The 12,971-nt window shown below is 59.9% G+C and carries 6 protein-coding genes; all 6 read right to left on the reverse strand.

Going from position 1 to position 12,971, the window contains the following annotated elements; all coding sequences use genetic code 11:
• Positions 1-68 precede the first annotated feature (68 nt).
• A complete protein-coding gene (gene lepB / locus HF257_RS06465; protein WP_185712071.1) occupies positions 69-857 on the reverse strand; it encodes a signal peptidase I in 789 nt (262 codons plus the stop codon).
• 60 nt (positions 858-917) lie between these two features.
• The gene (locus HF257_RS06470) at positions 918-1,283 is read right to left on the reverse strand and encodes a hypothetical protein (RefSeq protein WP_185704464.1); all 366 of its coding nucleotides are present in this window, start codon (positions 1,281-1,283) and stop codon (positions 918-920) included.
• 100 nt (positions 1,284-1,383) lie between these two features.
• Positions 1,384-1,914 (reverse strand): PoNe immunity protein domain-containing protein, encoded by a 531-nt coding sequence (locus HF257_RS06475; RefSeq protein WP_233081252.1) that lies wholly within the window; start codon positions 1,912-1,914, stop codon positions 1,384-1,386.
• Positions 1,915-1,974: 60 nt separating this feature from the next.
• Entirely contained in the window at positions 1,975-2,523 is a 549-nt protein-coding gene (locus tag HF257_RS06480) for a hypothetical protein (RefSeq protein ID WP_185704461.1), read from the reverse strand.
• 2 nt (positions 2,524-2,525) lie between these two features.
• A complete protein-coding gene (locus HF257_RS06485) occupies positions 2,526-10,922 on the reverse strand; it encodes a hemagglutinin repeat-containing protein (RefSeq protein WP_233081250.1) in 8,397 nt (2,798 codons plus the stop codon).
• 30 nt (positions 10,923-10,952) lie between these two features.
• On the reverse strand, positions 10,953-12,674 hold the full coding sequence (locus HF257_RS06490) for a ShlB/FhaC/HecB family hemolysin secretion/activation protein (protein WP_233081248.1): 1,722 nt from the start codon (positions 12,672-12,674) through the stop codon (positions 10,953-10,955).
• Positions 12,675-12,971: the final 297 nt, after the last annotated feature.

The following is a 12,971-nucleotide window of genomic DNA, read 5'->3' on the forward strand; positions in this document are numbered from 1 at the left end:
CAGTGACTTGGTTCGTTCAAAACGCCCCTGATTTTTGTAGTGAGCGGGCTTGCCCCGCTCACTACAGGTCAGGGAAACCGGGTGCCGATTCGCGAGCGATCTTCGGAAAACCAGATCCCCGTCACTTTGCCCACCACGTCCTCGACCGCCACTTGCCCCATGAAGCGGCTGTCGTTGCTGTTATAGCGGTTATCGCCCAGCAGATAGACATGCCCGGGTTCGACCTTGACCGGTGCAAGCGTCATGGACGCCGGGCATTCCACCCGGTCTGCGGGTGCATGGAACAACCCGAGGTTTTCGCCGTTGCGGATCAGCTCACCGTTGACGATGGCCAAGGTATCGCCGCCAACACCCGCCACACGCTTGATCGCCTCGGTACCGTTCCAGCGGTACACCACGATATCGCCAACCTGGGGCGTACCGGGCTTGAGATCGGTCACGATGTAGTCACCTACCGACACCGTCGGCGACATTGAGCCAGTCGGGATGTAGTAGTTCTTGAACCCCATCAGCGGCCCCCGCAGCACCTCCATCAAAACGAAGGTGATCACGATCAGCACACCCACGTACAGCGCATGGAAACGTTTACGCGGCACATCCGGCGGGCCGTTGTAGCGACGGGCCAACACTGCCGACACGATCGCCGACGCAAGCTTGACCGTGACAATAAACCCGAAGAGAACGTAGAGCCCGACGGGCGATGCACTCAGACCAGACACACCGAGCAGCACCACGCCGGTGTACATGAATGCAGCGACCCAAATCGCCCATTTGATGCGGCCCACGTAGACCAGGCCCCAGCCCGCCACCAGGCAGGACATCAGAAAGGCTTGCAGGGAGAGTTTTGCGGGTTTCATTGACCGTCCTTGATAAATCGATTGAAGGCCTCAGTGCATCAAGGCTGTTGTTAACACAGATCACTGATGATCCGGTTCATGTAAGGTTTTGTTTTCCCCCATACTTGCCTCGTAGGCGAATTGAGTCGTCACCTTGCCTGTTGGATCGATTGCCAACACGAATTTCTTCCAATCACCGCCGGTGTGCGACGTCATCAACCCATGCAATGTATGGACGAGGCTGGAGGCTTCATCCTCAGGGTCGTCCAGCAGTTCGCTGACAAACAAACCGTCTCGGACAAATGAAAATTTTGAGCCCACAGACCATCCACCGTCGTAGACCTCATATTCAAATTCACAGCGCATCTCGTCGTACTGCCCAGACGCTGAGTCATGCATGATTTGTGTGAGCGCGCTCAACAGTTCGACTTGTTGCTCAATACTCATGGGCCGACCTCCCTATCACCCACCAAACGCCAGAAAAAACCCCAACAGGTATATAAAAAAAGCGACCGCCGCCAGAGACGCTCGCGCCACAGCAGGGGCATCAATTGCCTTGAGCAGTCGCGCATAAGGCTTGGCGTGAAGCAATGCGTCCCCGATGACCCGCTCGGGCTCCTGGGACGCAATGACACGGTCCAGGAGAACATCCTGTCCACCCTCGCCAATCAAGGCAACCAAACGCAGCCACTGCGCGCGGGACAGAAAGAGCAAGCGCCAAACCCACCAGCCAGAAACACCAGATGTAATGGTTCACATCCGTCAGTTCGAAACGCCAGTCCCGACACGTCTGAAGCGCGTTCTCGGCGCAAAATTCATCAGCGACGGCGTTGGATAATTCCCATGCATCCAGGACACCGGGAAAATAAGCGGCCATCTCAGCAACATTGTCTCCCCGCGAGTAGGTTCTCACCGCTGCGCGCAAATTGTCTTTTGCGAAGTCGAATGCAAATTGCGCCCGATACGCAGGGTTGGCCGAAGGTTCTGCCAGGGTTTTGCTGGCACGCTCTATCCACTGCAGGTCCTTGGCCTTGCGGTCGCTCCAGTACTGCTCATCTCCCAACGTTGCGCGAATCATGGATGAACCCATTTCAAGCAGAATTTAAAGATCCAAAAACCGTTACCCGCCCGACTGAACTCACCGGATCAATTGCATCCAGTAATCATATGTTTCTCTAAGTCGACCAGCTGCCTTTGATCCATCTGCAATACCACTCGCAAAGGCATGCGCGACCCGCACGGGGTTGGTGGGAAGCTTGCCCGACTCAGAAATAACCGGCTGACCGTAATCGGCTTGTTTCTTGTTGCCTTTCAATTGATGCCAACCCAGTTGCGGGTTATTTCTAACGGCCACTTCGCCGTAGTACATGCCAACTGCCACAGCCAGGGCTTTTTCTTCGTCGGACATATCACGCACCGCTGCATCCTTTGCGGTTTGAGCGCTGTGGGATATCCGCGCCACGTCGTGAATCCGCGCGGCAAACCATTCGCCCAGCATATCCAGCGACTCTGGAGAGAAATCCGCGCTCCACTGCTCGTACCCCGGTGTCTGCCAAACCGCCTGAATCAGATCGTCAAGGCAGTAGGGTTTATTGAGCATAAACCCCTCGTAGAAGCTCTTGAGTTCCTGGGCCCCCATAGATGCAAACGCTGCGCTGACGGGCGTATAGGCCGTGGTAAATGTCATGTTCAATGCACCTTTATCTTAATGCCCGCATCGGACAACGCTTTTTCAAGTGCTGGCGCCGGGCCTACACGTCCGGTAATAGGGCTTCTGAAAAAATTCCATGTTACGTCATTGACCAAACCTCGTTGTATCAACTCCGCATCCTTGGCCACTTGCAGGGCGGTATTGGCATCGAGTGATGTGTAGCCCACCTTGGACTCATGCGCCTTGGCGCCTGGGGCCAACTGGTCGACAAACCGAGGCCCCAGACTCGTATCGAAAAAGGCTTGGGACTGGCCGCCCAACGGCTTGAGTGCATCCTCTCCAACCTTGCCTGTTGAACCAATTTCGGACGGCGGATTAGGTGAAACGATGCGCGTTGAGCGCTCTGCCGTCAGTGTGTAGTAGTTGCCATTAGCGGCCAGGTAAATCTGATTGCCAGTGGCATCCTGCGTACCGGTGGCTTTGTAGACCCCGCCACCGGGGCCAGTCACGCTGCCATCATTTGCCTGGGTATAGCCCTTGGGAACATCAAAGCTCGCGTCGTTGGCTGCCGGCTTTGTGCTTCCCACAACCTTGGTTTCCCCGGACACCAAGGCCGTCGTCGGTACTTTAGAACCGGCTCCCAAGCCCTTCAATCCATAGCCCCCGGCAAGCACCCCGACCACGGTTTGTAGTGTCATGGCCAAGTCATAGCGCTGTTCCATCTCTGCGCGCGTCAGACCAGAGCCTTCCGTCAGGTTGTTCAACACGACATCACGCAGAATGTGCTCAGCGCTCAGGCCGCGTAGGGCCGCCTCCGCATTTTTTGCATCTGCCGGGTAAAGCTCTTTGTAGAGCAAGCGCACAGCGACGGACTCGTCGTATTGAGCCAGGGCTTTCTGCGCAGGCCCGATCAGGTTGCTGCAGGCGGTACTGGACAGATTGCCGGGCGTACAGGCTGCCTTGATCGCGCTATCGCGGCTTTTGTCGGTCAGGTCTAGTTGTACGAGTTCTTCTTTTTCTGCGTCGGTGATGGTGCCCTGGGCTTGCTTGTACCGAAGCGAGAACTTGCGCTTGGCCTCCGGAACGCTCAGGTAGTTATTTTCAACTGCGTTTTTCCCGGTTTGAGCCGCTGCGACCGCATCCAACGCCCCCTTACCGCTCAACGACCCAGAAAGCCCAGCCGCCAATGTAGAGAGGCTCGAGATGGTTTGTTTTTGCGCTGGCGTCAGGTTATCGCTGCTGACATTCCCATACAGGTTCTCTTTGATCAGTCGCGCGGTTTCCTCTGCTGCCAAAGCCCCCGCCGCCCCCGCCAACGCCGAGTTTCCACCGGCACGCGCCAGCACCGCACCCAACACGGCGTGAGCCATCAGGTTGGCATTTGGATCACCCTCGGTCATCTGCTTGACGGTCTGCGCCAGATACGGCGCCGCAGCGCCCGCCATGGCTCCACCGATGCTGCCGCCCATGGCCGCTTGCACCACCGCAGTCACCGCCTGGCTGGCCTTCTGGAAGCTACTGCCAACGCCATAATCCTCTTGGGCGCGCTGGCTGATCTGGGCCTGGGTTGGGCTGGCGACGCCTTCGTCGATCAGCTTCTGCTTCGTCGCTTTGCTGATGTCGCTGTTTTCGTCGTTGGCTGCCTTGATCCGCGCTGCCGCGATGGCGTCGCCGATGCCTTTGGTCAACTCCATGGAGCTTTTGATCAGGTCCATGCGTTCCTGCATGGCTTTTTGATCGGGCTTGTCGAGATGCTCGTTGGCATTCGCCGTGTCGCGGTTCAGGCCGACCAGGTCACCGGCGCCTTCGGGGTTGCGCACCACGATCGTGCCTTCGCTGACGGCACTTCGGGTGTAGCTGTGGTCCGAGTCGTTGAGTGCCATGCCGTACAGCGCTCCCGGCGACAGGGTGCCTACACCACCGCTGTAAGTCCCGGAGACGCTCACGCCCGCCGACTGGCTCTTGATCTCGCTCTTGTTCTTGATGTCGCTGACCAACAGCCGGTCGGTCAACAGCAGGTTCTTGTCGGCCGTGGCCTCGCTGGCAATCACCGCCCCTTGCAGGGTGGTGTTCTTGGCCACATCGATGGTGTAGCCGCCGGTACCGGCAAAGAAACCGCTCTGGTCGGTGACAGCCTGGTAATCGCTGTTCATCTTCGACGCCGCAAGGTTTGCAGACGCCGAGACAGTGGAGCCGTAGCAGAACGGCGGTATGCAGATGCTTGCGCCGAAGCCCGCGCTGTCCTGCTTGCTCTTGGACGTGTCGGTGTCCTGGCGGGACAGGACAGTGAGATTGCCGCCGATATCCGCATCGATGCGATCAGCCCGTACCTGGGCGCCGGCCAGGGTAGTGTCCTGGCCGCTGCGTAACAGCAGCGAGCGGGCGTCCACGGTGGTGTTCACCTGGGTCACCGATCCGCCCGAGCCCAGGTTCTTGGCCGTTTGCGCACCAAGGTCCAGGGTGAAGCCGTTTTGCTCGCCAATGTTGAAGCTGGCACCGATGGCCGTCCTGTTGCGCGAACCATCGTTTTTGCGGTCGGTGGTGTCCTGTGCGCTTTGCATCAAGATGTTGTTTTTCGCGGACAACAGCAGGCTGTCGGCTTTCAACGAACTGCCGGTGATATTCAAGTCACCCAAGGTGCCAGGCGCGTCGCCCGCTGCCACGATCGACAGGTTTTCCCCGGCATTGAGGCTGCTCTGGTGCGCCGTCTGCGCCGTGTATTCGCTGCTGCTTTTGGTCCGGGTGTTGGCCAGTTCGGTGCCGATCTTGATCAGTGAGCCGTTACCGGCGGAGCCACCGGTCTTGTCCTTGAAGCCGGTACTCTGCTTGGCGACCTCTCCTGCCTGATTATTGAGGTTGTACAACGACAGTGCCGCCTGGGCGATTTTCACGGCCTTGAGCCGCGGGTCATCGGAGCTGCGCGCCGCCTCGGCAGCGTCGCGGATGCTGTTGGCGGTATCGACCACGGTGCCGGCGATCACACGGCCAACGGCCAGGCTTTTGGAGCTGTCCTGGCTGGTCTGGCGGGCGGTTTCCATACCGGACGTAATGGTCACGTTGGCACCGGTGAGCGCCATGTTTTTGGTGCTCACCAGATCACTGGCCACCACCGTCAACTCACGCCCCGCCGTCAGCGACACATTGCCTGCACTGGAGCCAATGGTGCTGCCGGTCAAGGTCATTTCATTGGCCGTGCCGTTGTGTTTCGAGCTGTTGATGTACAGCTTCTGATTGCCGGTAAGGTCATCCAGGCCGAGGCTGTTGCCGGTCAACACGCCAGTGAGGTCGCGGTTTTTTTCCTTGTGCATGTCGGTGCGGGCGAAGGTGTTTTGCGCCGCATCGATGGTCAGGTCGCGGCCTGCTTGCACGGCGAGGTCGCCGGTGCTGACCAACGCCGAACCGGTCACGGTGGCATCACGCTTGGCCGCCACGGTGACGGTTTCACCGGAGACCATGCTGCCCATCGCGGTGGTGCGCTTTTCGTCGACCTGGTCTTGGACCTTGCTCGACTTGAGCCCGCCCCAACTGCTTTTGCTTTCCTTGCGTTCATGGCGCGCACTGTCGGAATTGCTCACCGCCAGAATGCTCACGTCCTGGCCCGCGACCAACTGGGTCGCACCCTTGTCGGCGGTGACGGAACTGCCTGCCAGCAGCAAGTTTTCACCGGCCATCAGCGTGCTGTGGGTGCCCGCACTGACCAGGCTGCCGACATGGTTCACTGCCTCGGTTTCATCCAGGCGGAATTTCTTGCCCTGGGAGGTTTTTTTGGTCTTGCTGAAGAAGCTGTAGTCCTGGTCTGCGGCAGTCTCAAGGTTGAGGTTCTTGCCGGCCACCAGGTATGCCTCGTTGCCAGCGTTGACGTGGCTGGCCACCAGTTGCAAGTCCTGCCCGGCGCTCAGGGTGGCGTCGCCACCGGCCTTGATCACGCTGGACACTTGCTGCACGTGGTCCTCGATGATTTTGACTTTCTTCGAGTCGTACGCCGAATGCTGTTCGTTGGCGCCTGCGACAGCGTTGAGATTGCCGGTGGCAATCAACTGGATATCGCGCTTGGCTTCAACCTGGCTGGCAACAACACTGATGTCGCGTCCGGCCACCACATGCAGGTCACGACCCGCATCGATGACCGAGCCCTGCTGAGCGACAGTGGCGTAGCGGATGCTTGTGCCGACGTTACCGCTGTCCAGGGTTTTCGAGGCCGTGAGGTTGACGTCACCCGCCGCTTGGACGGTGGTGTCGGCGCCACTTTTAAGCACGCCGCCGACGTTGTTGATAGCGCCCCCGGCTTTCAGGGCCAGCGCGCTGGCTGACTCGATGCGGGCGGCGCTGTCGCCAAAGTCCTTGCGCTCGGTGCGATAGCCGCTGGCGCTCTCATGAGTGGTCACCGTGCGTTCGTTGAGCAGGTCGGCTCCGGCCGCGAGGTTGACGGCGCCGCCGGCGATCACGCCACCGGCGCGGTTGCTCAGGTTGTTGCCGGCCAACAAATCGAGGCGGTTGTCGGCTTGCATCAAGCCGCTGTTGCTCAGGTTACCGGCGACGTTCGCCAGCAGGCTGCCACTGGCGCGCAAGGTGCCGGCATTGTTGAGGTTACTGCCGGTGATCAAGTTCACATCGGTGCCGGAAATCAGCGCGCCATTGGGGCCCAGGCGATTGTTGGCCTGGGCCATGTACAGCACCGGCACCAGCACTTGTTGGCCGGCGACGGTGGCGTTTTCCAGCCACACAATGTCGTGGGTCAGGGCCGCGACCTGCTCGGCGGTGAGGCTGACGCCTACCGACAGGTTGAGGGCATCCTTGCTGCCGATGGCGTTGTCCATCAGGTGCTTGAACAGCTCGGCGTCGCTGGTCTGGCCGTCGATGAAGCGTTGGCCCGTGCGGGCGAGTACGGCCTGCTGGATCAGGCGTTGTTCGTAGAAGCCATCGCCCAAGCGACGCTGGGCGGTCTCAGGGTCGTAGCCGAGCTTGGTCAGCATGTAATCCGAGCTCAGGAACTGACGCATGTCGGTGAGCAGCGGGTTGGTCTCAATCAGGTATTTGTGTGGGTTGGCCGCAAACTGGCTGGTGGGCACACCGTTCACGCCCTTACCGTCATTGAGGTGGAACAACCCGTTCTCCCCCGTCGGCAGGTCGAAGCCGGGCAGGCTCAGTGGGTTGACTTGTTGCTGGGCCACGTCTGGCGGTAGTTGCGGGTTGAGCGCGACCTGGGTCGAATAACCCGGCGCGTTGGTGTTGGCGCCGCTGCCGACATAGGTGTAGCCCGGGCGCACGACGCTGTTATCGATCCCGGCCTGGGCCTTGACGTCCACCGCGCCGCCCGCCTGGATAACGGCGGCGTAACGTTGGTCGGAAGGTGCCAGTTCGGTGATTTTGCGCGAGCCCCACTCGCGTTCGGTCGTACCGATGAACGCTGCGAGTGCGCCTTCAAGACCGCTGAGGTTGTTGGCGTCATAACCCGCAGCGCCCATCGTATAGCGTTGGTTAAAGGCTGCTGCCAGTTGGTACCAGGCCTCCGGATGACGGTCACGTTTGGTGGCGAAAATACGCTCGCTGAGGATGTCGTGAGTGACGATGCCGATGTTGCTCAGTTGGTTGACCGCCACCGTCAGGTTGCCACCTGCAGCGATGTTACTGCTGCTGTTGAGCAACGTGTCACCGGTCAGCGTCATATGACTGGCAGAGGTGATGCTCGACGCGGACGAGGCGTCGGTGACCACAAAGCGGTCGCGCTCGCTGATAAGAAACGGCCAGGTTTCCTTGCCGCCGTCGCAGTCGCTGCCCGTCACACCGAAGATGCACGCGGTGGGGGTGATCGACGCGCTGTAGATGCCGGACTCGGTGGTGAGTACCGTGCGGATGTTTTCGATACGCCCGGCGGCCATCACCAGGCTGCCTTCGGTCTCGATGCTTGATGAGCTGTTGATGATGCTCTCGGCGCGACCGCCCTGGCCATCGCGGTCGATACGCAGGTTGCCCATCGCATAGATCGCGGCGCCGAGGTTTTTCAGGCGTTCCACACGCAGGCCCATGTCGCCGCCACTGAAGATCAGACCATGGTCATTGAGCAGGTTGGTCACCGACAGGTCTAGGCCGCCTTGGCTGGCGACGCTACCGCCGATGGTCCAATCCTCGCCTTTGCCCACCAGGCTGCGGGTGCCGAGCAGCTTGCCGGTGGCAGTCTGCTGCAGGTGGGTGACGTTGACGGTCAGCTGTCCGGCCTGGATCGCGGTGCTGTTGGTCCAGTAGGTTTTATCGAGGGTCAGGTCACCCTGGGTCACCAGGCTGCCGCCCACGTCGTCAAGGCTAATGCCGCTGAGGTCGAGCACGCCGGTGCCCACGTGCAGCACCTTGCCGCCGGTGTTCTGGAAGCGGCCAGCGGCCAGGCTCAACTGGGTGTTGGCGGTCTCCAGGCTACCGCTGTTGTTGAGCAGGCCGCCGATGGCGTAGCGGGTTTTGCCTGTGGCACCCAAGGCACGCATCTGCCCGCTGTTGGTCAGGCTTGCGGTATCAACATCCAGGGTGGTGGCGCTTTCGATCAGGCCACGGTTGACGAGGGCGCCGTGCAAGAGCACGTCAATCTGGTTAGCGGCGATCTCACCGCCGTTATCCACATTCATGCCGCGCAACAGGATGCGATCACGGGCAAACAGGTTGCCGCTGCCGTTGTTGAAGTCTGTAGCGTCAACCTGCGCATCGCCAGCTTTGGCAGCGATGCGCCCGCCGTCGTTGTCGAGCGTGCCAGCGGTGAGGGTGATGTCAGCCTTTTCACTGTGGATCAGGCCATTGGCGCCGTTCTGCAACAGGCCGGTTGTGGTAAGGGCCAGGCCATCGTTGGCGGCCAAAGTGCCGCTGTTTCGGTTATCGACACTGTTGGCGAACAGCGTCAGCAAACCTTGGCTGGCAATCTTGCCGCCCTGGTTATCCACATGGGCCGCGCGCTGGACCAGCAGGGGGCCAACACTGGCCAATTTGCCGTTGCGGTTGATCAGGTCACCGAGTAAATCCAGGGTGATGGAACTGGCGCCAGTGAGGTTGCCGGTGCTGTTGTCCAGGGTATTGCCGTGCAGGGTGAATGCGCCGGTGCTGTCGATGATGCCGCCCTGGCTGTTGTCCAGCAGGCCACTGACATTCAGGGTTTGCGTGCCGTCGCTGAGCAGTTGGCCTTTGTTTCGGTTATCGACGCTACCGGCGGTGATGTTCAGCGCCCGCCTGGCGCTCACAGTGCCGCCTTTGTTATCCACGCTTTGCGCGACGGTCGCCGTGAGGGTGCGGTTGGCGATCACTGAACCGGTGTTGGTGAGGTGCTGGCTGTCGAGCTTGACGTCGCCCCCCGCATTGCGGGTGTTATCGGCGTTGACCCCGGCTTCGATGATGCCGTTGTTGGTCAATCGACCGTTGCTGGCCAGGGTAATGCTGTCGCGGGCCGCGAGGGTCTTGTGGTTTTTCAGTTCGCCCTTGGTCTGCGCCTTCAGGGTGGTGCCCGCGTAGACCGGGCCATGGGCGTCAAGGCTCGCCGCCTTGATATCCACCGCACCGTCGGCAGAGGCCTGGGCCATGCTCAAGTGGCCGTTGGCGTCGAGTTGGATATCACCGCCACTGGCTGCCAACGTTCCGTCGAGTTTCACGCCCACGCCGGCTTCGGTGCCCACCAGTTTGATCGCGCCGGCGTACATGCCACCGAGGGCCGACGAGTCGATGGCCAACTCGGGCTTTTCGCTGCCGTCATCGGCACGCACCGTGGTTTTCAGGCTTTGGGCATCGACGTCATTGCGCCCGGCAATCACGGTCAATTGGCGCGCGTTGATCTTGGCGTTGATCTTGGCCGAGCGGGTGATGATCTCGAAACGGTCGACGTTGCTGGCGTTCAAGCCCTGGCCGTCGATGGTGACCGCCCCGCCGTCCACCTGGTAATGGTCCAGGCGCCCGACCTTGTCGATCACCGGCTTGCCGGTGGTCAGTGTCACGTTGGGGGTGTTGATAAAACCGCAGCCGTTACAGCTGATGCCGTAAGGGTTGGCCACGATCACTTTGGCCGACTGCCCCGCCACTTCGGTGTAGCCACGCAACTGGCTGGGGCTGCCGCCTTTGACCTCGTTGAGGATCACACTGGCGGCGCCGTTCTTGAGGTTGGAGTTGCCGACGATGATCCCGCCCAACTGGGTGTTTTGAAGCGCACCTGTGGCGTTGTTGAGGATCACGCCGTTGGGGCCGACGTTGTAGTCCTTGAACTGGTTGTGCGACAGACCGCTGCCATTGGGCGTGGCGATATTCACCACCGGCACGCCGTTGCCCGCCTGACCCACTGTAGTGCCTGGGCCGCTGACCACAATGCCGTCGGCGTTTGCCAGCAACGGTTGCCAGAACAACGCATTGGCCAGGATCAACGCCATGCCACGTTGGGCAAGGCTTTTCAGGGCAGAAACAGGGCGAACATCCATATTCAGAATCTCAAGGCAGCGGGCGTTGAATTACAGGTAGAAATCCAGGCGGAAATAGATCGGGGCTTCGCGCTCGGTCACCACACCTGGTCGCTCAAGGGAATGGGCAAAGGTCACGCTGGTGCTCACGTGCTTGCCCCGCGCGAACAGCTCCACGGAATTGCTCGACACGCGACCGTGCTGGTCGTCGTTGTAGCGGTCGTTGCGAATCACGCCCTGGTCGTAGCCGACACTGGCGCCGTATTCGGCGAACGCCGGGCGTAGCCAATCAACGGTCACCGGGCGCGCCCAGCGCACTTCGTTGCGCCAGTAGCCACCACTGTCACCGGACAATTGCTGGTCCTTGAAACCACGTACCGAGTACGAACCGCCCAAGCTCATGCGTTGGGCCGGGTACAGCACGTCTTCACTGCGCTGCCCGGTGGCCAGGCTGGAAAAACTCAGCGACTCGCCCCACAGCGTGAAAGGCTGCAGGTAGCTCATCGTGGCGGTGTATTTGCGATAGCGCGGGGTGGGCGTGAGAATGCCGCGAATGCGCTCTTGCTCGTCTTTTTGCGCGTCGAAGGCACCGGTGCCGTTCTGCATGCCCACGTCCAGGTTGACGAAAGCACTCCCGATGCGTCGCCCGTGGTTGATGCCGACTTGGAATTCGCTGAGACGGTTGCTGCTGACGTCCAGGCGCTCATCGTTGAAGTAGTTGTTGGTGCGCAAATGCGTCAGCCCGACGTTGACCGAGGTCTTGCTCAGGTCGTCGCGATGAATCACCCGTTCGGCACGCAATTGGTGGTTCTGGCTGTCGCCGGTTTGCTTGTACTTGAAACCTTGGAGGTCGCCTGGCGTGCGGTAATCGCTCTCGCTGTAGGTGTAACTGAAGTTCCACCAGCCCCACGGCACGTTGTAGTAGAGCATGCTGTTTTTCGAGGTTTTCTGGTGGTCGCTGATGGCGTCGTGGCCGCCGCGCAGGATCAGTTGATCGGCAAGGCCCAGCGGACTATCCCACTCTAGGCCGGCGCCCCATTGCTGTTCGCCGGTGCTTTTCTGGCCATCGTTATTGCGTGACAAGCTCGCACGCCAAGGCTTTTGCGCAACGTTCTTGACCACCACTTCACTGCCGCCGATCTGGCTGCCGGGGGTCAGTTCCATCTGTGCCTGCTTGGAAGGCAAGCGGCTCAGTTGATCCACCAGTTGCTCGACTTCCCGCAGGTTCAGCGCCTCGCCCACCTTGCCGGGAAACGCCATGGCCAGCTCGCGATCAGTGACAGTGCTGCCTTGGGCGCCCTTCAAGGCTTCGAGCTTGCCCTCCACCACCAGCACCTGCAGGTGGCCGCTGGACAGGTCTTGCTGCGGCAAGTACGCACGGCTGGTCACACGGCCGTTGTCGATGTAGTGATCGGTGATGGCCTTGAGCAGTTGATTGAGTTGCGCAACGCCCAGGCATTGGCCGATGTAAGGTTTGAGCAGACGCGCGCGGTCGGCAGCAGAAAGGCTGTCGGCGCCCTTGAGTTCGATGTCCTGGATGGGAAAGCAGCGGGTGTCCGCAGGCAATGCCGGGGCCTGGGGCTTGGTGTCTTTACCGGGCAGATCCTGCAGCTCTTCGAGACGCCGACGCTGTTCTTCAAGGAGGCGGTTCTGACGGTCACGGATCAGGTCTTGATCCCCTGGCGTGGGGGCCGCAGCGGCGCTGTTCAGGCTCAAGTAAGCGAGCAGGAAAGTGCACAGAAAATACCGAGTCCGTGGTAATAACAAAGACATGTTCGATCCATCGAAAATCAAGGGGCGGCAAACTAACATCGAACTTGGACCAATCCAAGAAACTGGATTAGTTGGACATTCGTACTAATTAACCGACTAACACATTGATTAGTAACAACAAAAAAATATCAAAAAGATAAGCCACCCACTTCGAAAACTATTATTCCGACAAGTGGTAACCATTTTGATAGCGATTCGTCGGACAACTTGAAACTTGCCATTATTTGGCCATCAAGTTAGTGCCGAGATAAGTTAGTACCGAAAAAAGCAGAAAAGTTCGCGCACGTTTTGTGAATT

The sequence above is a fragment of the Pseudomonas cremoris genome, assembly GCF_014230465.1.

Bases quoted from the DNA above. Each gene is read 5' to 3' on its own strand.
- HF257_RS06475 (WP_233081252.1), bottom strand. From the start codon at position 1,914: ATGATTCGCGCAACGTTGGGAGATGAGCAGTACTGGAGCGACCGCAAG.
- HF257_RS06485 (WP_233081250.1), bottom strand. From the start codon at position 10,922: ATGGATGTTCGCCCTGTTTCTGCCCTGAAAAGCCTTGCCCAACGTGGC.
- HF257_RS06470 (WP_185704464.1), bottom strand. From the start codon at position 1,283: ATGAGTATTGAGCAACAAGTCGAACTGTTGAGCGCGCTCACACAAATC.
- lepB (WP_185712071.1), bottom strand. From the start codon at position 857: ATGAAACCCGCAAAACTCTCCCTGCAAGCCTTTCTGATGTCCTGCCTG.
- HF257_RS06490 (WP_233081248.1), bottom strand. From the start codon at position 12,674: ATGTCTTTGTTATTACCACGGACTCGGTATTTTCTGTGCACTTTCCTG.
- HF257_RS06480 (WP_185704461.1), bottom strand. From the start codon at position 2,523: ATGACATTTACCACGGCCTATACGCCCGTCAGCGCAGCGTTTGCATCT.